23 protein-coding genes are annotated in these 25,405 nt (G+C 56.0%); 14 read left to right on the top strand and 9 right to left on the bottom strand.

The window, feature by feature from the left end:
* Positions 1-343: 343 nt before the first annotated feature.
* A complete protein-coding gene (locus tag GRH90_RS12935) occupies positions 344-1,084 on the top strand; it encodes a LuxR family transcriptional regulator (RefSeq protein WP_162366365.1) in 741 nt (246 codons plus the stop codon).
* A gap of 202 nt (positions 1,085-1,286) precedes the next feature.
* Here GRH90_RS12935 and GRH90_RS12930 read toward each other — a convergent pair whose 3' ends face one another.
* On the bottom strand, positions 1,287-1,916 hold the full coding sequence (locus GRH90_RS12930) for an acyl-homoserine-lactone synthase (protein WP_162366364.1): 630 nt from the start codon (positions 1,914-1,916) through the stop codon (positions 1,287-1,289).
* 222 nt (positions 1,917-2,138) lie between these two features.
* Here GRH90_RS12930 and GRH90_RS12925 point away from each other — a divergent pair, with 222 nt between their 5' ends.
* On the top strand, positions 2,139-2,675 hold the full coding sequence (locus tag GRH90_RS12925) for a carbapenam-3-carboxylate synthase domain-containing protein (RefSeq protein ID WP_162366363.1): 537 nt from the start codon (positions 2,139-2,141) through the stop codon (positions 2,673-2,675).
* Positions 2,676-2,963: 288 nt separating this feature from the next.
* Positions 2,964-3,863 carry an SDR family oxidoreductase gene (locus GRH90_RS12920; RefSeq protein ID WP_162366362.1) on the top strand — a complete coding sequence of 300 codons (900 nt, stop codon included), beginning with the start codon at positions 2,964-2,966 and terminating at the stop codon, positions 3,861-3,863.
* Positions 3,864-4,080: 217 nt separating this feature from the next.
* Here GRH90_RS12920 and GRH90_RS12915 read toward each other — a convergent pair whose 3' ends face one another.
* From GRH90_RS12915 to exbB, 3 genes are all read right to left on the bottom strand, one after another.
* Positions 4,081-4,785 carry an L-threonylcarbamoyladenylate synthase gene (locus GRH90_RS12915; RefSeq protein ID WP_178113146.1) on the bottom strand — a complete coding sequence of 235 codons (705 nt, stop codon included), beginning with the start codon at positions 4,783-4,785 and terminating at the stop codon, positions 4,081-4,083.
* Between the two features lie 615 nt (positions 4,786-5,400).
* A complete protein-coding gene (gene exbD / locus GRH90_RS12910) occupies positions 5,401-5,826 on the bottom strand; it encodes a TonB system transport protein ExbD (RefSeq protein WP_162366360.1) in 426 nt (141 codons plus the stop codon).
* Between the two features lie 3 nt (positions 5,827-5,829).
* Complete coding sequence (exbB, locus tag GRH90_RS12905) at positions 5,830-6,810, bottom strand: tol-pal system-associated acyl-CoA thioesterase (RefSeq protein ID WP_376766075.1); 981 nt, start codon at positions 6,808-6,810, stop codon at positions 5,830-5,832.
* Positions 6,811-7,230: 420 nt separating this feature from the next.
* Here exbB and metC point away from each other — a divergent pair, with 420 nt between their 5' ends.
* Entirely contained in the window at positions 7,231-8,436 is a 1,206-nt protein-coding gene (gene metC, locus GRH90_RS12900) for a cystathionine beta-lyase (RefSeq protein ID WP_162366358.1), read from the top strand.
* A 111-nt stretch (positions 8,437-8,547) separates the two neighbouring features.
* Positions 8,548-9,213, top strand: coding sequence for a DedA family protein (locus tag GRH90_RS12895; protein WP_162366357.1), 666 nt, complete (start codon positions 8,548-8,550; stop codon positions 9,211-9,213).
* Positions 9,214-9,245: 32 nt separating this feature from the next.
* On the opposite strand, the gene GRH90_RS12890 is transcribed toward GRH90_RS12895, so the two are convergent.
* Positions 9,246-10,115: an AraC family transcriptional regulator gene (locus GRH90_RS12890; protein ID WP_246236033.1), complete on the bottom strand. Its 870-nt coding sequence runs from the start codon at positions 10,113-10,115 to the stop codon at positions 9,246-9,248.
* Between the two features lie 286 nt (positions 10,116-10,401).
* Between GRH90_RS12890 and dkgA the strand changes: the two genes are divergently transcribed.
* Positions 10,402-11,232, top strand: coding sequence for a 2,5-didehydrogluconate reductase DkgA (gene dkgA / locus GRH90_RS12885; RefSeq protein WP_162366355.1), 831 nt, complete (start codon positions 10,402-10,404; stop codon positions 11,230-11,232).
* Between the two features lie 91 nt (positions 11,233-11,323).
* Here the strand turns inward: dkgA and ftsP are convergent, their stop codons facing one another.
* From ftsP to parC, 3 genes are all read right to left on the bottom strand, one after another.
* Positions 11,324-12,736, bottom strand: a complete 1,413-nt coding sequence (gene ftsP / locus GRH90_RS12880; protein ID WP_162366354.1) for a cell division protein FtsP — start codon at positions 12,734-12,736, stop codon at positions 11,324-11,326.
* Between the two features lie 5 nt (positions 12,737-12,741).
* Positions 12,742-13,494 carry a 1-acylglycerol-3-phosphate O-acyltransferase gene (locus tag GRH90_RS12875; RefSeq protein WP_162366353.1) on the bottom strand — a complete coding sequence of 251 codons (753 nt, stop codon included), beginning with the start codon at positions 13,492-13,494 and terminating at the stop codon, positions 12,742-12,744.
* 163 nt (positions 13,495-13,657) lie between these two features.
* Positions 13,658-15,946 (bottom strand): DNA topoisomerase IV subunit A, encoded by a 2,289-nt coding sequence (gene parC, locus GRH90_RS12870; protein WP_162366352.1) that lies wholly within the window; start codon positions 15,944-15,946, stop codon positions 13,658-13,660.
* Positions 15,947-16,168: 222 nt separating this feature from the next.
* Here parC and GRH90_RS12865 point away from each other — a divergent pair, with 222 nt between their 5' ends.
* From GRH90_RS12865 to GRH90_RS12830, 8 genes are all read left to right on the top strand, one after another.
* Complete coding sequence (locus GRH90_RS12865) at positions 16,169-16,750, top strand: NAD(P)H-dependent oxidoreductase (RefSeq protein WP_162366351.1); 582 nt, start codon at positions 16,169-16,171, stop codon at positions 16,748-16,750.
* Between the two features lie 42 nt (positions 16,751-16,792).
* Positions 16,793-17,104 carry a putative quinol monooxygenase gene (locus GRH90_RS12860; RefSeq protein WP_162366350.1) on the top strand — a complete coding sequence of 104 codons (312 nt, stop codon included), beginning with the start codon at positions 16,793-16,795 and terminating at the stop codon, positions 17,102-17,104.
* 655 nt (positions 17,105-17,759) lie between these two features.
* Complete coding sequence (locus tag GRH90_RS12855; RefSeq protein ID WP_162366349.1) at positions 17,760-18,203, top strand: hypothetical protein; 444 nt, start codon at positions 17,760-17,762, stop codon at positions 18,201-18,203.
* A gap of 155 nt (positions 18,204-18,358) precedes the next feature.
* Complete coding sequence (locus GRH90_RS12850; RefSeq protein ID WP_162366348.1) at positions 18,359-19,879, top strand: sugar ABC transporter ATP-binding protein; 1,521 nt, start codon at positions 18,359-18,361, stop codon at positions 19,877-19,879.
* 8 nt (positions 19,880-19,887) lie between these two features.
* A complete protein-coding gene (locus GRH90_RS12845) occupies positions 19,888-20,874 on the top strand; it encodes an ABC transporter permease (RefSeq protein WP_178113145.1) in 987 nt (328 codons plus the stop codon).
* Positions 20,875-21,098: 224 nt separating this feature from the next.
* Positions 21,099-22,457: a glycerol-3-phosphate transporter gene (gene glpT / locus GRH90_RS12840; RefSeq protein ID WP_162366346.1), complete on the top strand. Its 1,359-nt coding sequence runs from the start codon at positions 21,099-21,101 to the stop codon at positions 22,455-22,457.
* 244 nt (positions 22,458-22,701) lie between these two features.
* Positions 22,702-23,772, top strand: coding sequence for a sugar ABC transporter substrate-binding protein (locus GRH90_RS12835; RefSeq protein WP_162366345.1), 1,071 nt, complete (start codon positions 22,702-22,704; stop codon positions 23,770-23,772).
* An 11-nt stretch (positions 23,773-23,783) separates the two neighbouring features.
* Positions 23,784-25,034 (top strand): LVIVD repeat-containing protein, encoded by a 1,251-nt coding sequence (locus GRH90_RS12830; protein WP_162366344.1) that lies wholly within the window; start codon positions 23,784-23,786, stop codon positions 25,032-25,034.
* A 150-nt stretch (positions 25,035-25,184) separates the two neighbouring features.
* On the opposite strand, the gene GRH90_RS26825 is transcribed toward GRH90_RS12830, so the two are convergent.
* A complete protein-coding gene (locus GRH90_RS26825; protein WP_442976089.1) occupies positions 25,185-25,268 on the bottom strand; it encodes a small membrane protein YohP in 84 nt (27 codons plus the stop codon).
* Between the last annotated feature and the right edge of the window lie 137 nt (positions 25,269-25,405).

Genomic DNA, 25,405 nt, shown 5'->3' with positions numbered 1-25,405 from the left:
AATTATTTAACGCCTAATGCTTCGGGCAGGGATGCGATAGCACTGGAGCAACATGCCGGAGATTATACCGGCGGCGACGTTAGCGGGCAAGAGGACAACACCGGCGGCGCAGGGATTGCCAAGGGTTTATGGTCATTATAAAAATAATTATAATTAATATAATTCGTATGATATCTATATTCCGTGTTCCTCACCTTATGTTATGCATATTCCGATTGACCGTAACTGTTATTTGATTTACTATCGATTAAAATTATATTAAATATTAAAACACTTACTTTTATTGCATTTAGCACATTCTGAGAAATTGACAATACCACTGAAATGAAATGATGAGATTCAAATGTTTGTTACAGTAAACTCAATCAGGAAATGTGAAAATTATCCTATCAGTGAAAACATCAGCGATGTTATTTTCCGTGAATTAAAATTCCCCGCACAGACCCGTTTTTCTTATGCGGTGATGAACAAAAGGCACCTGGGGCCGCCGGTGATATATTCCAACTACCCAGCGGAATGGATAAGAAAATATATCGATATGACATTATATAAATATGACCCTGTTATTCTCATGGCGCGAAAAAGCATCATGCCATTTTTATGGGATGACAAAACGCTCTCATTTAACACTAGTGTTTATAATAAAATATTCGAGGTATCGCGGGAATACAATATTTACAGCGGCTACGCGTTCCCATTGCATGATCATGAAAATAACCTGGCAACCCTAAGCCTTTATACCGAGGGAGAGTGCGGGGTATTGCTCAAGCAATACGTCGAGGAGCATAAAAGAAGTATCCAGCTGTTGCTGCTGTCGGTTCATGAGCAATATATGCACATTGAGCCGCATTTAGATAAACTTCCGCGGGGCAAGAGTGAAAGGACGCTGACGGTACGCCAGGTAGAAGTGCTTCGTTGGGCCAGTCTCGGTAAAACCTATGGGGAAATTGCCATCATCATGGGTATCACGGAAAGCACCGTTAAATTCCATATCAGCAATTTAATCGTTAAGCTTGGGGTTGTGAATGCCAAACACGCGATTAGGAAGGCATCTGATTTACACTTGTTCGATGCTAATGAATAAAATTATCAAAGCCTGAGCAGATGTCAATGACAGGAGCGCCATCATGATATGAATATCATCATGAATTATGGCTATTAGTTTTCCCATGCCATTGACAGAAATTTGTCCGGCGCGCTCGCCGTGATTGCCTGGTTTTAGTTGAATTTGTACTGAATGCAATATGGCATTAGCAATGTTGCTTAAACCAGGAGATAAATTAACCTTATAGATAAATTGGCCACTTTTTGAGATAGCTTCCTTCACAGTAATAATGACGGCGAATATATTTAATCAAGGCATCCTGGCTATCATCCCCTATGCCGAGACGGAGTAAATATACCGGTTCTTTTTTTTCCGATAATCCCATGCTCTCTACAGCAATATTCCAGCCGCTGCGTTTGAGAATCGTATACATTGATTTACTGCATACCGTCATTATCGCCTCCTTACCCAGCGTGCGGGCGTAATTAACCATGCCTAAAAAAAGCAAATGGCAAAACGGCAGCTTGGTTTCAGCAAGCCCCTGCACCCGGGTTTTATCAACAAAAAAACGGCTCGATTCCAGCAGCATGCCGTCCTCCGGCGCCTGGTAATTGAAAAAATCCTTGAACGGCCCGGTGATCATATTCGGCTGGTCCATGCCGATGAAGCGTACGCTGCTGACGATATAGCCATCGTAGCATCCTAATAAATAGTGAGTATGCTCATTATCATAACTATCAAATTCCCGATCGCCGACGCAGGTTACCTGCCAGTCCAGACGGTCCTTGAAGGTTTTTTTCCGCAGCAGATACAATTCGTCGAGTTTATCATTGATAATATCCTGGTACTTAACACTGATTAAATTAAACATAGTCCACCCTTTTATCATTATTAATTAATGCCCTTTGCTTTAAGTTAATACAAAGTTAATTTATGATATCAGTAAAGGAAAACCCTAACAACCTGTACTAAAGTACAGTCAAGCAACTGCACTTAATACCAGCTTTTTATGCATTTAAATAACGTGTATTGTCGTCATACCCAGTTATTTTTATAACAGTCATTAGCATCGGCAATAGTTGCAAGAGGGTGTATGAGCAATCGTTTTTGTGTCATCCTTAACCAAGGAAATAATTCATTAACTATCACTACGCACCCCCAGGGTAAAGTTCATAAATTGAGGCAAGGACAGCTATTTATCGGCGGCGGCACGCCTTATAAAACATATAACCAGGGTAATGAATCATGGCATATCATCGGACACATTGACAACCTGCCGCTGTTAAATTACTTATTATTCAATTACTATCCCTCCACCAGTGATTTAATAAACGAAGAGATCATCGGTTTGGCGGTGAAACGCTATGGCATGAACATCATCGAGCTGCTGAAGGGCAATTTTTGCATCATCCACGAAGACGCTGATGGCAACCTGACGCTGGTCACGGAAGATGAAGATCAGCACGTCGCTCCCGGCGCGCCTCGGCTGTGCGGCAACAATATAGCCTTACCGGCATGCCATAGCCCGGCGGGGCATTACCATAACCAACGACAGATCTCCGTCACGCGCTGGCGCGACAATCATCTACAGTTTATCAAAGCGTCCATTGCGCATATTACGCCCCGTTGAGGCAACACCGCGCAGTGACGAACCATACTATCCAGCCTGGAAGTGATGGTTAAATAATTTTTTTTGGTCCGTTTTATTATCTTTATTTTAATAATGATGATTTAAAATAAAAACACAAATTTATGATTTCATAGCATTTTATTTTTAAGTAAATTTATAGTGCCATATAAAATATTAAAAATTTCAATTATCATGCAAAATATAATGATGTTTTTATCATTAGACAAATCCTAAAAATCAACTAGGCTTATCCTTATGATAATTTTGATTATTATTTAGGAGATAAAAATGGCCGACCTTGATCAATACACCATGCGAAATCCCGTCACCCAATATACTCAGGACGAGTTTCCCAAACAAAGCCAGGACGCGCCGGGACTCCAATCCGATATGACGCCGGTCCCTGATTGCGGTGAGCAAACCTATCGTGGCAGCGGTCGTCTGTCCGGACGCAAGGCATTGGTCACCGGAGCCGACTCCGGCATTGGCCGCGCCGTGGCCATTGCGTTTGCCAGGGAGGGGGCGGATATCGCCCTGGCCTATCATCCCGATGAGCATAAAGACGCCGAGCAGGTGGCGGAGCTGATTAAGGAAGCGGGACGCAAGGTGTTTATGCTGCCCGGTGATTTAAGCGACGAATCGGTGAATGTGAAGGTGGTAGAAGATGCGGCGAACCAACTGGGCGGCCTGGATATCCTGGCGCTGGTGGCCGGCAAACAAACGGCGGTGGAGGATATCGCCGACCTAACGACTGAACAGTTTCGCAAGACGTACGAAACCAACGTCTTTTCGCTGTTCTGGATGACCAAGGCGGCATTGCCGCTGCTGCCGGCCGGGGCCTCCATCATCACCACCTCGTCCATCCAGGCGTATCAGCCCAGCCCGTCCTTGCTGGACTACGCATCCACAAAGGCCGCCATCCTGAACTATACCCGCGGACTGGCCAAGCAGGTTGCCGCCAAAGGCATCAGGGTTAACTGCGTTGCGCCCGGCCCCATCTGGACCGTGTTACAGGTATCCGGCGGACAGCCCGCCGAGAAGTTGCCCTCGTTCGGTGCGCAGACCCCGCTCGGCCGCGCCGGCCAACCCGCTGAACTGGCGCCAATCTATGTCTATCTGGCCTCGCAGGAATCCAGCTACGTCACCGCGGAAGTCCACGGCGTCACCGGCGGCAACCATTTAGGCTGATAATCCGCAACCCTTCCCATGACACGACAGGCCCGCGCCGGCACGGACCTGAAAACCGGCGCGTGTTGAAGCGGAGCGTATCGGTGGGGCAAAAGCGCACGTATCAAGGCACGGCTTAACCCCCCGCCCAGCGCACGTCTCGGGGCAACTCCCAGGTCAGGGCGTCGATCGCCGGCGGCAAAAAAATGGATTTCTTTGGCGGTCTATTTAATGTTTATCAATAGTAATTACCGTGACGATAATCCCAGGTAGCAAATATATCGGACATCATGAACATGATTTTATCGACGTCCAGACCTTTGCGGATTAGACACGGGCAAGGCGTAACGCTCCGCTTGCCATGCTGCTCCGCTATCAGTTCGCCATGCTCATCAACCATGGAAACCATCACGCCCTGCTCGTGACGGGTCCGATCGGTGTGATGAGGCTGAATGGATTTAACGTAGTCATCGGCAGCGATAATTAAATCGGCATATCGTTCAATGCGCTCGCCAATACCCTCAGCCAGGCCGCGATTCCCCTTACCGGAAGGGTTAGCCGAGCTGGCAAAAGAAAACTTGCCGTATTTTTCCCATAACTCCTTGGCAATAATTTCACTCGGTTTGCCGAACTTAATAACAAAACAACTGGTGCTGCGACTATCCATCATCAGCGCTTTGGTACCGTCGTCAGGAATCCGTGATCTAGCCTCTTCTTTCCAGGGCAAAATACAGCCTATCAGCACATCTGCCTGCCAGTGTTGTTGATATAATCGCTCAATTTCAGGATTTAACCGCGCTAATTCCTTAAGCTGCTCCAGGGAACCGCATAGCACCACCCCAGGCTTGTTACGGTTTCTGTTTTTTGCCTCAAACTTGCGTTCCAGCCCCGTGGCGTCAGACGTCATAATGATATAACCAACCTTGGTTGGACTGACAATCATGCCGCCCTCACCGGCAAGAATATCGATGGCTTCTTGCTGTAAGCCCCCATTCCAATCAATGATTTTGTTTTTCACCCAAGCCCTCTTTTATGTTGAAGGTTAATAATTATCAATCATATGAAAACATTAAATACCCGCAATAGAGATAATGGAAATATAAAAAATCACTTCAATCCATTTCCACACAATTATTATCAGAATTAGTATTAAACATACCTATTCCGTTCTACAGGCAAAGCCTCATAAAATACAAGAGAAAATCATCAAACTAATAAATATTTCATCAAACCTTAATCAACAGAATAAATAATGACATGAGGAATAACCATTAATGTATCGGGAGTTTATAGCTTAATCCATAGAGGTTTTTTATCGCGGGAGTCCGGCAGCGTGCCTTGGCAGTGATATACAGGTTACAGGTAATAGCGAACGATACGCCTTCAGCCTGGGGAGCACATTGTCGTCCAACAATATCCGGTCCGTGCCTTAACAGGAAGCGGCTGAAACGGCGGTGGTGATTGTTTAGAGCCGGGTAGCCCGCCGGCCCGAGCTATGGCCGGCGCGACAGGACCGCCGGCGGACAATGTAACCAGCCGGTGCCGGCAGAGGTGTGTGCTAACGCTTGCCAACTGTCTCCACGCCGACCAGCCCGACTTTAAAGTAACCACCCTTACGCAAATTATCCATCACCGACATCAGCGTTTCGTAATCCACGCTTTTATCGGCCTGGAAAAAGATGGTGGTCTCTTTATTGCCCTGTGTCTGCTGATCAAGCGACGTAGCCAGCGTATCCAGCGACACGGGGCGTTCGCCGAGAAACAATTGCTTGTCCCCTTTAACCGACAGGTAAACCGGCTTATCCGGCCGTGGCTGCGGGGCGGCGGAAGAGTTGGGCAAATCAACCCGGATATCTACCGTCGCCAAAGGGGCGGCCACCATAAAGATAATCAGCAATACCAACATCACGTCGATAAACGGCGTCACGTTGATATCATGCATCTCACCGTCGCCGTCGATATCTTCATTTAAGTGCATTGCCATCGCTCAACCTACCCGGAACTTTGCCACAGGCTGCGCGGTATGTCGATCGGCGCTGGCGGCCAGATCCAAATCACGTCCCAGCGACAGTAACACCTGCGCGGCGCAATCCCCGACCATCGCTTTATAGCCGGCGATAGTCCGCGCAAACACATTATAAATAACCACGGCGGGGATAGCGGCAAACAGGCCGATAGCCGTGGCCAGCAGCGCCTCGGCAATGCCCGGCGCCACTACCGCCAGGTTTGTGGTTTGGGTATGGGCGATGCCGATAAAGCTGTTCATGATGCCCCAAACGGTGCCAAACAGACCAATAAACGGCGAAATGGCGCCGATGGTGGCGAGGAAACCGTTCCCCTTGCCCATCGCGCGACCGGTGGCCGCGACGCTGCGTTCCAACCGGAAAGCCACGCGCTCCTTGATACCGTTGTTGTCGCTGGAATCAGCGGACAGTTCCAGCTCATTTTGCGTCATGGCCAGCAGCCGTCCGGCGACGCTTGCCTCTTTAAACGTAGCCGCGACCGTAAAAGCCTCGTCCAGGCTCCTCACGTCCCTCAGTCCCGCCATCTCGCGGCGCAGGCGACGCTTCGCCGACGACAGTTCGGCGCTTTTACCAAAAAACAGCGCCCAGGTGACGATGGACGCTATCAGCAATCCGATCATCACCGTCTTGACCACCACATCGGCATGCTGATACATACCCCAGACCGACAAATCCATTTGCGGCAGCAACGGCTGGCCGGATGCGTCCACAGGCGCGGCCTGGGGCAACATTGGCGGCGTGCTCTCACCTTCCGGCGCGGCGGTGGCGGCGGTTCCCACCGGCGCCGGCGCGGCATCCGGCGCGGCGGCCGCGGCCTGGCCCGCCAGGCCAAACACCAGCAGCGTCGCGGCTAATACGCAGCGCAATACTGTGGATAATGAATAAGTACGTCGCTGCGCCTTGCGGGACAGCACCTGGACAAGATTTAAAACAGCCATTTTCACGCTGCGCCTCCACCGAAAGCTTTACCAGAGAATAATCCAGCCAGAATGATAGCAAACAGGACGGGAATTGATAGTGGTTCTCATTATTATTTGTATCAACCGTTATCGATTCAGAGAAAACATGCGGTGTTTTTCCGTCTGGGATAACCAATCCAATAACGCCTCGCCGTGGAATATAACTTTATTAACAATTGCGCCAAATACTCCGCCGCCGAAATACGGACAGCGCCTATTGGCGCGGCGACGTTAGCCCTTTACCCGCTTCCGGCGGCAACATTAATATTATTATAAATCGTTTCAAGCCAGCCAAAACGCCTGCCGCCGGCGCGTATTCATGCTAACGTAGCACGGCGGATACGGGCATCGTTCGGCCCGTGGACCCTTCAATAATTACATTCAGCAAAAGGCGTAGCGTGGATAATGAAGGCTAAGAAAATCGAGACGGCATTAATTACCGCCGGCAGAGATAAAAAATACACCCAGGGTTCGGTCAACGCGGTTATCCAGCGGGCGTCGTCGCTGGTTTTTGACTCGGTCCAGGCCAAAAAACAGGCTACCGCCGGGCGTGCCCAGGGAGAGCTGTTCTACGGCCGGCGCGGCACCCTGACCCATTTTTCCCTGCAGCAGGCCATGGTGGAACTGGAAGGCGGAGCGGGATGCGCCCTTTATCCCTGCGGTGCGGCGGCGGTGACCAATGCCATCCTCTCGTTTGTCTCGGCGGGCGATCATATCCTGATGACCGGGTCCGTCTATGAGCCGACCACCGACTTTTGCCGCCATATCCTGGCCAAGCTGAATGTCGCCACCACCTGGTTCGACCCGCTGATCGGCGACGGGATCGCCGGTTTGATCCAGGAGAATACCCGGGTGGTATTCCTGGAGTCTCCGGGATCGATCACCATGGAAGTGCAGGACATCCCCGCCATCGTCAAGGCCGTGCGCGCGATCAACCCCGAGATCGTCGTGATGCTCGACAATACCTGGGCGGCGGGCATTTTATTGCCGGCGCTGGCGCTGGGCGTGGATATCTCGATCCAGGCGGGTACCAAATATATCATCGGCCACTCCGACGCCATGCTGGGTACCGCGGTGGCCAATGCCCGTTGCTGGGACCAGTTGCGCGAGCAATCCTATTTGATGGGACAGATGGTGGACGCCGATACCGCCTATATGGCCGCTCGCGGCCTGCGCACCCTGGGCGTGCGCCTCAAGCAGCACGCCGAGAACGGCATGCGGGTGGCCTCCTGGCTGGCGGAGCGCCCGGAAGTGGCGGTGGTCAACCATCCGGCATTGCCCGGCTGTAAGGGCCACGCGTTTTTTGTCCGTGACTTTACCGGCGCCAGCGGACTGTTCTCGTTCGTACTGAAAGCGCGCCTCAGCCAGGCGCAGCTGGAGCACTTTCTCGATCACTTCACTCATTTCAGCATGGCCTATTCATGGGGCGGATTTGAATCGCTGATCCTGGTCAACCAGCCCGAGGAAATCGCGGCTATCCGCCCCGCCGGCGGCGTCGATTTCACCGGCACCCTGGTGAGGGTACATATCGGCCTGGAAAATACCGATGATTTGATTGCCGACCTGGCCGCCGGCTTTGCCAGGATCGGGGAAGCGGCTCATCGCCAATAGTGTAAATAGCGTCTAAAATAGTTAAAGAAAATTGTCCAATTGCGTACGCGATCGAGGACAGACAGGGATGTTGACGATAAGCTGCCAATAAAATGAGATAAGCAGGTAGAGATGAGCGTATTACATGAGATTGTCCGCGCGCTGTGGCAACAGGATTTTGCCGCCCTGGCCAATCCGCGGGTGATCGGGATCGTTTATTGTGTGATGTTCGCCACCCTATTCCTGGAAAACGGATTATTGCCGGCCTCGTTTTTACCCGGCGACAGCCTGCTGCTGCTGTCGGGCGCCATGGTGGCGAAAGGCGTCATGGCATTTATCCCCACCCTGATCATCCTAACCGTGGCGGCCAGCCTGGGCTGCTGGTTCAGCTACCTCCAAGGCCGCTGGCTGGGGGACACCCGCATCGTGCGGGGCTGGCTGCTGCACCTGCCCGCTCATTACCATCAGCGCGCCTACGCCATGTTTAATCGCCATGGCCTGATGGCGCTGCTGGTCGGCCGTTTCCTGGCGTTCATCCGCACGCTGCTGCCGACCATGGCGGGCATATCCGGCTTAAGCAATACCCGTTTCCAGCTGTTTAATTGGTTAAGCGCATTGATATGGGTCGGCACCCTGCTGACGCTGGGATATTCCATCAGCCATGTGCCGCTGGTAAAACACCATGAAGACCAGGTAATGATGGTCCTGATGGTGTTGCCGCTGGTATTGCTGTGCAGCGGCCTGGTGGGCACGCTGCTGCTTCTGCTGCGCAAACGTAAGGTCAAGGACGCCGCCTGACCGCGTTTTTTGCCCCTGTTGCGCCGTCATTGTCAGACCTGCAACGTCGGGCTTTGTCCCGGCACCCTGACCCGCGCCACATCTTCCCTGGGCGATATGCCGAAATAGCGCTTAAACTCCCGGCTGAACTGCGAGGGGCTTTCATATCCCACCCGCATGGCCGCGGTGCCGGCGTTAAGCCCGTCATGCAGCATCAGGATGCGCGCCTTATGCAGCCGGTAGGTTTTCAGGTATTGGAGCGGGGACGTGCTGGTCACCGCCTTGAAATTATGGTGGAAGGCCGACAGGCTCATATTCACATCCGCCGCCAACTGGTCGATGGTCAGGCTATCGGCAAATTGCCGTTCGATTTTTTTCAACACCTTGGCGATCTGGTTAAAATGTGATTGCCGGTTCGCCAGGGCATACAAGGCGTCGCCGCATATATCCTGCAGCAGGTAATACAGGATTTCGCGCACGATAGCCGGTCCCAGCACCCGTGCGTCCAGCGGCTTATCCATAATATCCAGCAGACGTTCGGCGGCGCAGAACAGCTGGTCGGTCAGCGGCGCGGCATTGATCCCGCTTGACCGGGGCGTTACCGGCCTGAACTGTGCGTCATCGCCCATGGCGATAATCAAGTCCTGCAGCATCAGGGTATCGACGCCGATGGATAACCCCACCAGCGGCTCTTCCCGCGAGGCGAACGTCTCGCATTCAAACGGCAGCGGCACGCTCAGCAACAGATACTGGCTGGCGTCATAGACAAAGGTTTTCGCGCCGACATAGCCGGTTTTGCGTCCCTGGAATAAGATAATAATGCCCGGTTCGTACATCACCGGCGTACGGGCATAGTACGTGTCGGCAAACAGCAGCTTCACATGGGGAATGGTTACGGCACTGTTCTCCCGCAGCAGTTGCATGGCGCGCAGCGACAACCGGGTACAGATAGATTGGTTTTGCGTCATGGCACAAGTTCTCCTGTTTGAATGATCCGACAGCTATAGTGCCTTTTTTCATGAATTTTCTATAGCCTTTTGGATAAATAGGCAAATGGCGGGCAGGAATATGCATTGAGTCCCGCCCGCCGGATGGCCACAATGGACAGATACTCCCGCCATGCAGCTCCGCAGATTCGACTAGAATTACCGATCTACCAACGATAGACCCTGCCGGCCTGTGCCGGCCATCGGAAAGCAAGGAGAAATAATGTCGACGCAACCTACGGTAAAATTTCATGATGGACGCACCATGCCGCAGCTGGGGCTGGGCGTTTGGCAAGCCAGCAACGAAGAAGTCCTGAAGGCGGTGCAGGAAGCGCTGAAAGTCGGTTACCGCTCTATCGATACCGCCGCCATCTACAAGAACGAAACGGGTGTCGGCGAAGCGCTGCAAGCAGCGGCGATGCCCCGTGAGGAGCTGTTTATCACCACCAAGCTCTGGAATGCCGACCAGACGGTGGCGCCGAAAGCCCTGGAAGAGAGCCTGAAAAAATTACAGCTTGAGTACGTTGACCTGTACCTGATGCACTGGCCGGTGCCTGCGCAGGATACCTATGTCCAGGCCTGGCGCGATATGGTCAAGCTAAAGGAGGAAGGGCTGGCGAAAAGCATCGGGGTATGTAACTTCCATGCGCCGCATCTGCAGCGGCTGCTGGATGAAACCGGCGTGACGCCGGTGATTAACCAGATCGAGCTGCATCCTTTGCTGCAGCAGCGCGAGCTGCGCCAATGGAACGCCGCCCACGCTATCCTGACCGAATCCTGGAGCCCGCTGGCCCAGGGGGGGAAGGGCGTGTTCGACCAGCAGGTCATCCGCCGACTGGCGGAAAAATATGGCAAGAGCCCGGCGCAGATCGTGATCCGCTGGCATCTGGACTCCGGCCTGGTGGTGATCCCGAAATCGGTCACGCCGGCGCGGATTAAAGAAAACTTCGCGGTGCTGGACTTTACACTTCAGCAGGACGAGCTGGAGGCCATCACCCGGCTGGACAGCGGCAAACGGCTGGGGCCAAATCCGGACACCTTCGTTAAACCCTAAGCCCGGTTATCCGGGGCCGCGTGGCAATATGCCGACAGGCCCGTTTCCCAATAAAAACGGGCCGGCTGGCGTGGTTGGATCAACCGCCGCGCTAGCTGGATCGCACGGTAAACTGGCCGGCGCAGCCGCGATCGGCCATTTCCAGCGTGCCGCTGTAATACAGAAACGGGAAATGATCGCCGGCCAGTTGCGGAAACCACACCATCAGTTCCACATCCCCGTCGACCCATACCGTGTCCTTCCAGCCGCCATCTTCCGGCAGGGGTGAATTGCCGTTTACCCGCTTAATCAAGAACGCCACGCCCTGGATATGGAATGACTGCGGCGTCTCGGCGTGAATAATCCAACGTTCGAAACTGCCCTGCAGCGCCTGGAAATCGGCCCGGGTCATATCCCACATGGCGCCGTTGATCTCGGGTGGGCTGCCCCCCAGGTGGAACTCCCGCGTGCGGGTAATATTGCCGTCGATCATCTGGTCCGACAGCAGGCGCATCGGCAGGTTATCGGTCACCAGCGGCAGCAGCCCGGTGGGCTTGAGGGTCAGCACGATGCTTGAGATCAGTATGGACGAGGGTTCAAAAAAACCACGCACCCGATCCATGATGCCCGCCGCCGCGCCGGCGGTAATCGACACCTCTTCCCCTTTCGACATATCGATCAGGATTTCACGGCGCTCGCCGGGGGCTAACGACAGTTGGCTGACCGGCACCGGGGCCGGTAAAAAACCCTGATCGCCGGCGACCACCTGCATGACGCGTCCGTCGCTTAGCCGCAGCTCGTAGCGCCTGGCGTTCGAGGCGTTAAGCAAACGCAGCCGCACCCAGCCCCGGGACACTTCCACAAACGGGCTTTGCACACCGTTGGCCAATAAGGTATCGCCGATAAAACCGCCGTTGGCCGGCGGGTTATAGACCGGGGCGCCAAAGTTGTCCAGGCGTTTATCCTGGATAATGACCGGGAAATCATCCACGCCATAATGGTTCGGCAAAGGGGAGGATTTGCTGACCTCGTCCTCCACCAGCCACAGTCCCGCCAGGCCGTTGTAGATATGCGGCGCCATGCGGTTGGGGGTATTGGCGTGATACCAGCAGGTGCCGGCCGGCTGGCGTATCGGGATAACCGGCGACCAGTCGACGCTGGCGGACATCATGCGCGGGGCGCCGCCCATCAGCGTGCCGGGAACCTGGAGGCCGCTGACGGTCATGGAGACCGGTTCATTAAGCCGGTTATTGTAGATAAGCTTGACGTCGTCGCCGTTATAGACCCGGACCGTCGGGCCAAGATAACCGCCGTTGATGCCCCAGGTGGCGGTACGCCTGCCGGGAATAAACTCCCAGTGCGCCCGCTGCAGCGTCAGGAACAGCGGCTGGCCGCGGCGTGATTCCAGCAACGGCGGAATGGGCAAGGCGGTCGGCTGCCCGGCGGCCCGCGCCCGCAGCGGTATGGCGCCGGCGCATAACGTGATGCCCGATGCCTGGATAAACTGGCGCCTGTTAAGTGACATATCTGTTATCCGGCCTTCTTTGGCCCGGCGCGCCCTTCGCGCCTGGCCACTTCCGCGTCAAGCTCCACCAGCCTGGCCGCCATGATGTCGCGGCAGTGCGCGGCCAGCTCCCGCACCTGCTCCCGGCCATAAGGCGCGGTATCCACCGGCGGCAGGATCTCCACGATCACCAAGCCGTTGTTCCAACGGTTCAGCCTGATCTTATTGTTGGAGGTATTGGAAACGCAAATCGGCACCACCGGCACCCCGGCGGCGATGGCCGCGTGGAACGCGCCCATCTTGAACGGCAACAGCCCGCGGCCCCGGCTGCGGGTGCCCTCGGGGAACATCCAGATGGAGATGTTTTTCTTCTTGATATGTTTGACAATTTCGGAAATGGTGCCGTGGGCGCGCGAACGGTTTTCACGATCGATGAGCAGGTTGCCCGTCAGCCAGTAGAGCTGGCCGAAAAAGGGTATCCACAGCAGGCTCTTTTTGCCCACCGTTACCGTGCGCGGCTGCACCATGCTCGCGGCGGTCACCATGTCATAATTATTTTGATGATTGGCGATGTAGATACAGTTTTGCCGGGTCACCATGGCGGAGGGGTAACGTAGATCGACCTTAAGGCCCAGTATGGGGGCCATCCGGCCGAACATCCGGCCGAAGGTGGCGACATGGCGTGGATTTCTCGGGCTGAACAGACAATAAATCAATCCAAATACGCAGATACAAATAGAAAGCAGCACCACCACAATGGTACGAATAATCGCTAGCATATTAACCTCTTAACCATCAGCCGCCGCTAGTATACCGGCTTCATGACAAAATACACGGTTATTCCCCGCGCGGGGCTGATAACACTTAAGTCAAACTGCGACCTTATAACTCCATTACCGGCCCGCGCCCCGACGGGAGGGCGCGGGCCTGACAGCCCGGCCGTTACTGGTCCGGCGCGGTTCCCTGGTCGGGGTCGGCCGCGGCCAGCGGGTCATCGACCTCGATACGGTCGATGCGCTGCAGGCCACGGGGCAGGAGCGTTCCTTTGCGACCGCGTTCGGCGCGGTATTTTTGTAAGTCCTCCGGCCGCAGGGTTAATTTGCGTTTGCCAACATAAAGCGTAGCCGATCCCTTGGTGGACAGCAGCAGCATCCAGACCAGGCGATCTTTTCCGGCCGCCGCGTCGGCGGCGGCAATCGAGATGATTTTATTGCCTTTGCCCTTGGTCAACTGCGGCAGGTCGCCTACCGGGAATAACAGCAGCCGTCCCGCGTCGGTGATCACCATCAGCAGTTGTTCCGTCGCGTCGTTCACCCACAGCGGCCTCATCACCTTAGCGTTTTCCGGCAGGGTCAGCATCACCTTGCCGGCCCGGTTGCGGGCCACCAGGTCATCGAAGGTGCAGACAAACCCGTAGCCGGCATCGGAGGCCAGCAGCAGTTTGCGGTCGTCGGTACCGGTCAGCATCTGCTCGACGGTGGCGCCCGGCGGCAGCGTCAGCTTGCCGCTTAACGGCTCGCCCTGTCCTCTGGCGGAAGGCAGCGCGGACGGCTCCAGCGCGTAGCTGCGCCCGGTGGAATCGATAAACACCACCGGCTGGTTGCTTTTGCCGCGGGCGGCGGAAAGGAAGTTATCGCCGGATTTATAGTTCAGCGCGCCGGGGTCGATATCGTGTCCCTTGGCGCTGCGCACCCATCCCATGGTGGACAGGACGATGGTCACGGGTTCCGACGGCGTCAATTCGTTTTCGCTCAACGCCCGGGCCTCGCCGCGCTCAACCAGCGGCGAGCGGCGCGGATCGCCGTAGGCGGCAATATCCGCCTCGATCTCTTTGCGCAGCAGGTTGCTCAGCTTGCGTTCGGAGGCCAGGATGCCCTGCAGCTTTTCGCGCTCTTTCTCCAGTTCCTCCTGCTCGCCGCGGATTTTCATCTCTTCCAGTTTGGCCAAATGACGCAGTTTTAACTCCAGGATGGCGTCGGCCTGGGTATCGCTGAGCGCAAAGCGCTGCATCAATTGCTGTTTCGGCTCATCCTCGGTGCGGATGATATGGATAACCTCGTCCAGGTTGAGATAGGCCACCAGCAGCCCCTGCAGGATATGCAGACGACGCAATACCTTTTCCAGCCGGTAGTTCAGGCGGCGGCGCACCGTGTTGCGGCGATACACCAGCCATTCGGTAAGGATTTCCAACAGGTTCTTGACCGCCGGACGCGCATCCAGGCCGATCATGTTCATATTGATGCGGTAGCTGCGCTCCAGATCGGTGGTGGCGAACAGGTGATGCATCACCGCCTCCAGGTCGACCCGGTTAGAGCGCGGCACCACCACCAGGCGGGTGGGATTCTCATGATCCGACTCGTCGCGCAGGTCCTCCACCATCGGCAGCTTTTTCGCCCGCATCTGGGCGGCGATCTGCTCCAGCACCTTGGCGCCGGATACCTGGTGCGGCAGGGCGGTAATCACCGCCTCGCCGTCTTCGATTTTCCACAGGGCGCGCATGCGCACCGAGCCGCGCCCGCTTTGGTAGATTTTGCGGATATCCTCGCGCGGGGTAATAATTTCCGCCTCGGTGGGATAATCCGGCCCTTTGACATGGTCCAGCAGCTCGTCAAGGGTGGTATTGGGATTTTGCAGCAGCGCGATAATCGCGGCGCCGACCTCGCTGACGTTGTGCGGCGGAATATCGGTGGCCATGCCGACCGCGATACCGGTGGTGCCGTTGAGCAGGATATTGGGCAGCCGCGCCGGCAGGGTTTTCGGCTCCTGCAGCGTGCCGTCGAAATTAGGGGCGTAGTCCACGGTGCCCTGGCCGAGCTCGCCGAGCAGCAGTTCGGCGTATTTGGACAACCTCGACTCGGTATACCGCATGGCGGCGAAGGACTTCGGATCGTCCGGCGCCCCCCAGTTGCCCTGCCCGTCCACCAGCGGGTAACGGTAGGAGAACGGCTGCGCCATCAGCACCATGGCCTCGTAGCAGGCGCTGTCGCCGTGGGGATGATATTTACCCAACACGTCGCCCACGGTACGGGCGGATTTTTTGTATTTGGCGTTGGCGTTTAATCCCAGCTCCGACATCGCATAGACAATACGGCGCTGGACCGGTTTGAGGCCATCGCCGATAAACGGCAGCGCGCGATCCATGATGACGTACATGGAATAGTTAAGGTAGGCATTCTCGGTAAATGTATGCAGCGCCAGGCTTTCCGCGCCGTCATGAGCCAAATCACTCATTGATCGTAGTTTCCTCTCACCGCGGTGTGGTCTGGTGGATAGCCACACCCTTTGGTTTGGTGTTGATAGCCCATGATACTACCCTATCCGCCCCCCGCCTGTCACAGGGCTTGATGACGGGCCTTTATTGCGTCACAGGCAAAAATGTTGTGCGCGACACGCGCTGTTTCGCATCGCGCAGGCGGGCTACACTGTCACTCAACAAATATAAGGCAGGATAAAATGAATAACGTATTTATTATCAACGCAGGCAAAAAATTCGCCCACTCCGAAGGCGCGTTAAATAACGCCATGACCGACGTGGCCGCGACCTTCCTGGCCGACGCCGGCCATAACGTCCGCGTTACGGTGGTCGACAATGGTTATGACAGTGAACACGAGGTCGACAACTATCTGTGGGCGGACGCGGTGATTTACCAGATGCCCGGCTGGTGGATGGGGCAGCCCTGGATCCTGAAAAAATATATCGATGAAGTCTTTACCGACGGTTACGGACGGCTGTACGCCAGCGACGGGCGCTCGCGTTCGGACAGCGCTAAAAAATACGGTTCCGGCGGCCTTATCCAGGGAAAACGCTATATGCTGTCGCTGACCTGGAACGCCCCGCTGGAAGCATTTACCGATCCGGATCAGTTCTTCGACGGGGTTGGCGTGGACGGAGTATACCTGCCGTTCCACAAAGCCAACCAGTTTCTCGGCATGTCGATGCTGCCGACCTTTATTTGCAACGATGTCATAAAACAACCGCGGATTGAGCAAGACATGGCAAAATATCGCGAGCATCTCGGCCGCGTCTTTGGTTAACTAGTGTCGACCCTATCTACCCATCCAAAGACTGAGGAATCGATGATCACGGTAATTGCAGAAATCAAAGTGAAACCGGGACGCAGAGAAGCGGTTTTAGCTGCCATCCAGGCACTCCGGCCCAACGTGCTGGCAGAAGACGGTTGCAGCGAATATACCTTGCTCACCGACTATAAGGCCCAGGTGCCGTGGCGCAAAACCGCGCCCGATTCCATTTTCATGCTGGAGCAATGGAAAAGCATCCGCCATCTGGAACAGCATCAGCAGGCGCAGCATATGGATGATCACCGTGCCCACATTCGCAATGACGTCATGGACGTGACTTTCCATATTCTGGAAAGACGTACCGACTGAACAGGCTAAGCGGTCCCGCCGGTAAACGGCTGGGCCGCCGTTTACCGGCCAGGTCCCCCCGAAGGCGGGCGGCGCATTTTTATGGCGGCGGTCTTATTTTGCCGGGCATGGGTTATTTTAGCCGGTCCAATGATTAAAAAATATTACTTATAATGACAATTATCATTCCAGAATAATTAAAAAATTGATTGAACGAGTATTTCAACTTCCCTCTCCGCTTATTAAATAAAAATGAAAAATGGAATCAACTTTAAACCCAGCACCAATGGTTATATATACTCCAATTTATTTTTCCATCGTGAAATCATATAATCTCAATCGCGCAAACGTTGCCGCCACATCGTTTCCCTTGGATAACATCAATAACATGAAGGATTTTCTCAATGAACCTGTCCAACTGCTTGTCATGCTGCGCCAGTAACCGGGAAAATAACTCCCGGAGAACAGCTTGGGGTCCGAGGGGTTGAGCGGGAAGGATATACAAAATCTGCACCCATGGAGCAGGTGGTTAATCTCCTCAAGAAATACAAACGAATATCTTGAACGTTATAAGGCAACATACATAACCATAAGCTATTTACATGACAAGGAAACGCAGCTGGATTTAATAAAACTGAAATTAACCTGCCTGCCAAAACTACCCCCTAATCTTGAAGTGCTGCATGTCAACGATAACCAGCTAGGCAAACTGCTCATGCTGCCGGACAACCTGCGTATATTGAACATTAATAATAACCGATTAAAAAAATTGCCAAAACTGCCGCCATCGCTTGAAGAAATATATGCCGGCGGCAACCTGCTGGCCAAGCTGCCCGCTCCGCCGCCGGGACTACGCAGAGCCAATATAGATGATAACCGGTTTCCCCGGCGGCCCCGGCGGTGGCAAGCCTTTATCGACAACGGGCGCCGGCCCGATAATAGTCCGCCAAATATCACCCCGCGGTCGTTTAATCTTAACGCCAAACCCCTGGTAATAAACCAACCCGATCCCCCCGCCTTGGAAAGGGTCGATTTATGCCGCTCGGGAAGTCCAGCGGCGGGCGAACGCAGGCCGCGTTTTGTCATGCCGGATAACCTCGCCTATAGGGAAAACGGCTGAATACGAGGCAAGGTGGGCAAGGGTAAAGATCAAGACCGTTTTTGCGTAGCTTATGCTTTTTCCGTTATTGCCAACATCGCCAAATTAATGAAGAATCCCGTCATTATGGCATAACGGCCCGTTATGACGGTCGTCCGAAAAGAGTCCCCGCGCTCATGACTACACTCCAGTCCCCAGCGCCCTCCCGGCTGGAAATGCGTAACATCTCCATCGCCTTCGCCGGTTTCAGGGCATTGGATCAGGTCGACTTTACCCTCGAAGGCGGCTCGGTTCACGCGTTAATCGGCGCCAACGGCGCCGGCAAGTCCACCCTGATGGCCATCCTGTCCGGCACCCATGCCCATTACCAGGGCGAGATCCTGATAGACGGGGAACCGGCGGCGATCCGCTCGCCGTACCAGTCCAAGCGGCAAGGTATCCATCTGGTGCAGCAGGAGGTCGACGTGGCGCTGGTGCCCACGCTAACCGTGGGTGAAAATATCATGCTGGACCGGCTGGCGGAACGCGGGCAGCTTTGCCATTGGCCCCGGCTCTACCGGCAGGCGCAAGGCCTGCTCGCGCAATTGCGGATCGATATCGATGTCCGCCGGCCGGTCGGCGACTGTACCCTGGCGGAAAAACAGCACATCCTGCTGGCGCGGGCGCTGTCCCATCGCTGCCGTTTCCTGATCCTCGACGAACCCACCGCCCCGCTCGATCGGGAAGAGAGCGAGCGGCTGTTTGCCGTCACGCGGCGTCTACAGGCGCAAGGCATCGGCGTGGTGTTTATCTCCCATCGCATCCATGAACTGGCGCAAATCTGCGACCGGCTGACGGTGCTGCGCGACGGCAAGCAGGTCGGCGATGGCCCCATGGACGGCTTGAGCGGCGGGCAGATCGTTGAAAAAATGCTCGGCCATTCGCTGGAATCCATCTTTCCCCCGCCCCGTCCCGCCGGCAACGGCGATATCCTGCTGCGGGTGGAGGGACTGCATGACGACACCCTGCTGCGGGACATCTCCCTGACGCTGCGCAAAGGCGAAATAGTCGGGGTGGCCGGGCTCGCCGGCGCCGGTAAAACCGAGCTGTGCAAAGCATTGTTCGGCGCCAGCTCCGCCCGGGTCGCCCACGGCGAACTGAAAGGCAAACCATGGCGACCGACGACGCCTTATGACGCGGTCAGGAGAGGACTGGCCCTGGTGCCCGAGGAACGGCGCAAGGAAGGAATTTTTATTCACGAACCCATCCCCATGAACCTGAGCGTCGCCGCCGACAATACCTTTTCCCGCTGGGGTTGGTTCAGCGCCGGCCGGGCGCGGCGCTTTGCGCAACAGGTGGTGGACCGCCTGGGCATCCGCGCCAGCGGATTGGATCAAAAACTGCTGCGCCTGTCGGGCGGCAACCAGCAAAAAGTAGCGATCGGCAAGTGGCTGCGCGGCCACGCCGAGGTGCTGATCTTCGACGAACCGACCAAAGGCGTGGACATCAAGGCCAAACAGGATCTGTTTGTATTGATTGACGACCTGGCGCGCCAGGGCAAGGGCATTATCTACGCTTCGGGCGAGTTTTCGGAGCTGCTGGGCCTGTGCGATCGGATCTGCATCATGTGGGACGGCCGTATCGTGGCGCAGGTGGACGCGCATGCCGCCAATGAGGAAACCCTGCTGTTATATTCAACCGGAGGAACGCTGCCGTGAGCAATGATATGTCCCTGAAGGCCGGCGCGCTGCCCTGGCGGCATCGCCTGTTTGAATTTTTATACCGCTGGGGGATGCTGCTGACGGTGGTGGCGCTGGTGGCGCTGTTCGGCCTGGCCTCGGATAATTTCCTCGATCCCAACAACATCGTTAATATCCTGCGCGCCATCGCCATCGTGACGGTTATCGCCATCGGCGTTTCCATTTCGCTGGCGGTGGGCGGGTTTGATTTGTCGGTGGGATCCACCGCGTCGCTGGCCAACGCGCTGGTGATCTCAATGTTTGTCTGGCATGGCCTGGATACCACGCAGGCTATTTTGCTGACCCTGGCCGCCTGTACGCTGGTGGGCCTGTTTAACGCCTTTTTGATCGTGGTGCTGAAAATCCCGGATATGCTGGCGACGCTGGGTTCGTTATTCGTGGTGCAGGGCGTGGCGATGACCTACAGCTTCGGCGGCTCCATCACGCAGAATATGGTGCTGCCAAGCGGCGATATGGCGGAAGGCGAAATTCCGGCGATATTCTCCACCCTCGGGCAGGTGCCGGTTATCGTGATCATCATGCTGGCGGTGACGGCCGTGGTGCAGCTCTATTTATCCCTGACCAAGCACGGGCGCAGGATGTACGCCATCGGCGGCAATCCGGAGGCGGCCCGGCTGGCCGGTATCCGCACCGCCCGCTACCGTATCCTGGCGTATATTATCTCGTCGTGGCTTGCCGCGCTGGGCGGCATTCTGCTGGCCTCGCGCATCGGATCCTCCCAGGTCAACGCCGGCGGCGGCTACCTGATGGATGCGGTGGCCGCGGCCTATATCGGCTTTTCCCTGGCCGGCTCCGGCAAACCCAACGCATTGGGCACGCTGGTGGGCGCGGTGATCCTGGGCGTATTGCAAAACGGCCTGGTGATGATGTCGGTGCCCTACTATGCGATGGATATCATCAAAGGGCTGGTACTGGCCGCCGCGCTGGCGATTACCTATATCCAGCGCCGTTAAAGGTTGAGTCCGAATGGCGCGCCGCTAAACCGGCGGCATACCCATACACATGACATGGTTGTTATCAAATTTCCCCGGTTTTCTGTCAGCAAATGAATATCCATCCGCGCACAGGTCTCGTATCACGGGACCCGCGCGCGACTTCGCCCCGTCTCCCCGGTCATACTTCGGCCGCCTGATCCAAAGTCCAGGCAGGTTATTTTTCAAATATTACCGGAGACGAAATGCTAAGTTTGTTCAAACCCGCCGCTCATCGGCCGCGCGTGCCGGACCATAGGGTTGATCCCCTTTACCGCCGCCTGCGCCGGCAACTGTTTTTAGGTATCTTTTTCGGTTACGCCGCCTATTATCTGGTGCGTAAAAACTTCGCCCTGGCAATGCCCTACCTGGTTGAGCAAGGCTATAGCCATGGCGATCTGGGCGTCGCCTTCTCAGGCATCTCCATCGCCTACGGCATGGCAAAATTTGTCATGGGAACGGTATCCGATCGCGCCAATCCCCGGATATTCCTGCCGGCCGGGCTAGTGCTGGCCGCCGCGGTGATGCTGTTTATGGGGGTCGTGCCCTGGGCAACCTCCAGTATCGCCATTATGTTCGCGCTGCTGTTTGCCTGCGGTTGGTTCCAGGGCATGGGCTGGCCGCCCTGCGGACGCGTCATGGTGCACTGGTGGTCGCATAAGGAACGCGGCGGCATTGTCTCGGTGTGGAACTGCGCCCATAACGTGGGCGGCGGTATTCCGCCGCTGCTGCTGCTGCTGGGCATGATCTGGTTTAACGACTGGCGCAGCGCCCTCTATATGCCCGCCGCGGTCGCCATCGTCATAGCGGCGTTCGCTTATATGCTGATGCGCGATACGCCCCAGTCCTGCGGGCTGCCGCCGATTGAGGAATACAAAAACGATTATCCGCCGGATTATGATGAAAAATCCGCCGAGCAGGAGCTGACCACCCGGCAGATCCTGCAGAAATATGTATTCCCCAATAAGCTGCTCTGGTATATCGCCCTGGCCAATGTGTTCGTCTACCTGCTGCGCTACGGCATTCTCGACTGGTCGCCGACTTACCTGAAAGAAGTAAAACACTTCACGCTGGATAAATCCTCCTGGACCTACTTCTTTTATGAATATGCCGGCATCCCCGGCACGCTGTTGTGCGGCTGGATGTCCGATAAGGTCTTCAAGGGCAACCGGGGCGCCACCGGGATGTTTTTCATGGCGCTGGTGACCCTTGCCACCCTGGTGTACTGGCTTAACCCGGCCGGTTATCCCGGCGTGGATATGTTGTGCATGATGGTGATTGGCTTCCTGATTTACGGTCCGGTAATGCTGATAGGGCTGCATGCCCTGGAGCTGGCGCCGAAAAAGGCCGCCGGCACCGCCGCCGGGTTTACCGGCCTGTTCGGTTACCTGGGCGGTTCGGTGGCGGCCAGCTCGGCGATCGGCTATACGGTGGACTATTTTGGCTGGGACGGCGGTTTTATGGTGATGATCGGCGGCTGTGTCCTGGCCGTGCTGCTGCTGGCCCTGACCATGATCGGTGAAAATCGGCAGCGGCAACCACCGGAGCCCGATCGGGGGGCATGACGATACCGTGGCGTAGCCGGATGATACGCCACGTTTTTATGCCGTTAACTCCCCGCGCTATCCTCTCCCTCCCAGGCTAACTAAATGGCATAACTTCTGCCAAAAAATCATAACGGAAAGCGTTTCTTATTCCCCACGCTCTGGCTATGATGCAAAACCGGGCACAATAGACATCCAGACATACAGGCCTCTATCTTTTGCCTTTACACCTCGCTTATTTTTTGGCTACTTTATGGAGCTGTTGATGAAAAAATTATTGTCCCCGCTGCTGGCGCTGGGCCTGCTGACCGGCCTGCCGGCCTTCGCCGCCGCGCCCGCGCCCATTCCCGCCGCCATTGCCCAGCATAGCGGCCCCATCCGGATTGCGGTAATCCGCAACCTCGGGTCCGACGACAACACCACGCAGTTTGTCTCAGGCGTGATCAAGGAAGGGAAAAAGCTGGGTTTTAAAGTCAGCACCTTCTTAAGCAACGGCGACGACGCCCGCTTCCAGGATTTCGTCAACCAGGCCATCACCCAGAAATACGATGGCATCATCCTGTCCCAGGGGCGCGATCCCTACGCCACCGAACTGGTAAAACGCATCACCGCCAGCGGCATTGCCGTGTCGGTGTTCGATACGGCGGTCAACGGCACGGTGCCGGGCGTGACCGTAACCCAGCAGGACGACGCCTCGCTGACCCGAGAGTCCTTCGGCCGGTTGGTGAAGGATTTCAACGGCAAGGCCAATATCATCAAATTATGGGTGGCCGGCTTCCCGCCGATGGAACGGCGCCAGGCGGCCTATACAACCCTGCTGCAGGCCAATCCCGGCATCCATGAGCTGGAATCCATCGGCGCAGTGTCATCGGATGTGCAGGGCGATACCGCCAATAAGGTCGGCGCGGTGCTGGCCAAATATCCCAAGGGTAAAATCGACGCCATCTGGGGCACCTGGGATGCCTTCAGCCAGGGGGCCTACAAGGCGCTTAAGGAGAACGGCCGTACTGAAATCAAGCTCTACAGCATCGACATCTCCAATCAGGATCTGCAGTTAATGCGCGAATCCGGCAGTCCCTGGAAAGTCAGCGTGGCGGTAGACCCGAAGCTTATCGGCAAAATCAACCTGCGCCTGGTGGCCAATAAGATTGCCGGCGAGCCGACGCCCGCGACCTATGAATTCCGCGCCGCCGTTATCCCGCAGGCTCTGCTGGCCAGCCAGCCGGCGGCGGTAAATATGGCGTCGCTGGCAACCATCATCCCGGGCTGGGGACGGGCGGACGACTTTGTCGCGCCCTGGTTCGCCACCCTTGAAGCCGCGCACGCCGGGAAATAAGGGAACAGCCGATGGCAGACCAGACACTTCCCGTTCCTGAATACAGCCGCAATATGCGGCTGCTCAGCCACAGCGACCAGGGGGGAAAACCCGACGGCGTGCAGGTCATGGTGCACCGGGGCTACGCGTATATCGGTCATATGGTGTCGCAGGGCGTATCCATCGTGGACGTGCGCGACGTGAAGCATCCGCGGCCCGCCGGTTTTATCGCCGCGCCTCCCGGCACCTGGAATGTGCATTTGCAGGCCCATGACGATCTGCTGCTGGTGATAAACGCGCGCGACCTGTTCGCCGACGCGCGGTTTGCCGATGAAAAAGTCTATTACACCCGTTCGGTGACGGATACCCTGAGCCATGGCCCGTCGGACCGGGGCTGGAGCGCCGGTTTACGCATCTTTGACATCGGTATTCCCGACCGGCCGCGGGAAATCGGCTTCCTGTCCGTGGACGGCATCGGCATTCACCGTATCTGGTATGTGGGCGGGCGCTGGGCCTATGTGTCGGCCCTGCTCGACGGCTACAGCGATTATATTTTCCTGACCATCGATCTGGCCGATCCCGCCAAACCCAGGGTAGCGGGCAAATACTGGCTGCCGGGCATGCACACCGCCGGCGGCGAGCAGCCCGACTGGCCGCTGGGCAAACGTTATGCGCTGCACCACGCTATCGTCAGCGGCGATACCGCCTATGGTAGCTGGCGCGACGGCGGCCTGACCCTGCTGGACGTCAGCGATCGCGCACAGCCGACATTAATCAGCCACCGTAACTGGAGCCCGCCGTTTGGCGGCGGCACCCATACCGCCTTGCCCCTGCCGGACCGGGACCTGCTGATCGTGCTGGATGAGGCGGTGCTGGATAACCAAGAGGACGGCGAGAAGCTGATTTGGGTATTTGATATCCGTGAGCCGGCAAACCCGGTGAGCATCGCCACCTTCCCGCAGCCCGTTGACACGGATTACGCGCAAAAAGGCGCCCATTTTGGCCCGCATAACCTGCATGAAAACCGGCCGGGCAGTTTTATCAGCTCAACGTTGATTTTTGCCACTTACCAGAATGCCGGGGTACGGGCCTATGATATCAGCGACAAATACCATCCACGGGAAACCGGCGCGCTGGTGCCGGCGGCGCCGGTCTCATTAATGGATAAACGCCCGGGCCGGCCGCGGGTCATCCAATCCTGCGATGTGTTCGTGGATGCCCGGGGCATTATCTACAGCACCGATTACAACGCGGGCCTGTCGATTATCGAATACCTGGGATAAGGATGCCGGGACGGCGGCGGCGATAAACGTTCGCAGGCTGACGGCATACATAACCGCTCAGGAATTTGCGCAGGGCGCGATGGACAGGAAGAATTCGGCGTTCGCGGGCCGGGCCTGCGAACGCCGGGAAGCAACGGAAGGTAAATGAACTTAGAAGATTAATTTAAACACGCCGGTGAGGGTCAGCAGGCCAACAATAAAGATAATCGCAATAATCCACAGAAAAATTTTCATTCCCTTTCCTTCTCGTTTGGGTGGTCATCGTTCAACACTTAAGTCGATGATATCGTTATATCAGTATAGAAGAAGAAAACAGAAATGCAGGTTGCCCGCGCTAAAAAATACGGCCGCCGCCGACAAAGGTCCCCTGG

The organism is Acerihabitans arboris (assembly GCF_010131535.1).
Taxonomy (GTDB): domain Bacteria; phylum Pseudomonadota; class Gammaproteobacteria; order Enterobacterales; family Enterobacteriaceae; genus Acerihabitans; species Acerihabitans arboris.
Note: the sequence above shows the minus strand (reverse complement) of the source record. Positions and strands in the feature narration are given on the sequence as shown.

Excerpts from the sequence above, each read along its gene's own strand:
- GRH90_RS26825 (WP_442976089.1), bottom strand. The coding sequence starts at position 25,268 with ATGAAAATTTTTCTGTGGATTATTGCGATTATCTTTATTGTTGGCCTG.
- GRH90_RS12865 (WP_162366351.1), top strand. The coding sequence starts at position 16,169 with ATGAATAACGTATTTATTATCAACGCAGGCAAAAAATTCGCCCACTCC.
- parC (WP_162366352.1), bottom strand. The coding sequence starts at position 15,946 with ATGAGTGATTTGGCTCATGACGGCGCGGAAAGCCTGGCGCTGCATACA.
- ftsP (WP_162366354.1), bottom strand. The coding sequence starts at position 12,736 with ATGTCACTTAACAGGCGCCAGTTTATCCAGGCATCGGGCATCACGTTA.
- GRH90_RS12890 (WP_246236033.1), bottom strand. The coding sequence starts at position 10,115 with ATGCAACTGCTGCGGGAGAACAGTGCCGTAACCATTCCCCATGTGAAG.
- GRH90_RS12915 (WP_178113146.1), bottom strand. The coding sequence starts at position 4,785 with ATGATTGTCAGTCCAACCAAGGTTGGTTATATCATTATGACGTCTGAC.
- GRH90_RS12930 (WP_162366364.1), bottom strand. The coding sequence starts at position 1,916 with ATGTTTAATTTAATCAGTGTTAAGTACCAGGATATTATCAATGATAAA.
- GRH90_RS12875 (WP_162366353.1), bottom strand. The coding sequence starts at position 13,494 with ATGCTAGCGATTATTCGTACCATTGTGGTGGTGCTGCTTTCTATTTGT.
- GRH90_RS12850 (WP_162366348.1), top strand. The coding sequence starts at position 18,359 with ATGACTACACTCCAGTCCCCAGCGCCCTCCCGGCTGGAAATGCGTAAC.
- metC (WP_162366358.1), top strand. The coding sequence starts at position 7,231 with ATGAAGGCTAAGAAAATCGAGACGGCATTAATTACCGCCGGCAGAGAT.
- GRH90_RS12830 (WP_162366344.1), top strand. The coding sequence starts at position 23,784 with ATGGCAGACCAGACACTTCCCGTTCCTGAATACAGCCGCAATATGCGG.
- GRH90_RS12835 (WP_162366345.1), top strand. The coding sequence starts at position 22,702 with ATGAAAAAATTATTGTCCCCGCTGCTGGCGCTGGGCCTGCTGACCGGC.
- dkgA (WP_162366355.1), top strand. The coding sequence starts at position 10,402 with ATGTCGACGCAACCTACGGTAAAATTTCATGATGGACGCACCATGCCG.
- glpT (WP_162366346.1), top strand. The coding sequence starts at position 21,099 with ATGCTAAGTTTGTTCAAACCCGCCGCTCATCGGCCGCGCGTGCCGGAC.
- GRH90_RS12860 (WP_162366350.1), top strand. The coding sequence starts at position 16,793 with ATGATCACGGTAATTGCAGAAATCAAAGTGAAACCGGGACGCAGAGAA.
- exbD (WP_162366360.1), bottom strand. The coding sequence starts at position 5,826 with ATGGCAATGCACTTAAATGAAGATATCGACGGCGACGGTGAGATGCAT.
- GRH90_RS12925 (WP_162366363.1), top strand. The coding sequence starts at position 2,139 with ATGAGCAATCGTTTTTGTGTCATCCTTAACCAAGGAAATAATTCATTA.
- GRH90_RS12935 (WP_162366365.1), top strand. The coding sequence starts at position 344 with ATGTTTGTTACAGTAAACTCAATCAGGAAATGTGAAAATTATCCTATC.
- GRH90_RS12895 (WP_162366357.1), top strand. The coding sequence starts at position 8,548 with ATGAGCGTATTACATGAGATTGTCCGCGCGCTGTGGCAACAGGATTTT.
- GRH90_RS12845 (WP_178113145.1), top strand. The coding sequence starts at position 19,888 with ATGTCCCTGAAGGCCGGCGCGCTGCCCTGGCGGCATCGCCTGTTTGAA.
- GRH90_RS12920 (WP_162366362.1), top strand. The coding sequence starts at position 2,964 with ATGGCCGACCTTGATCAATACACCATGCGAAATCCCGTCACCCAATAT.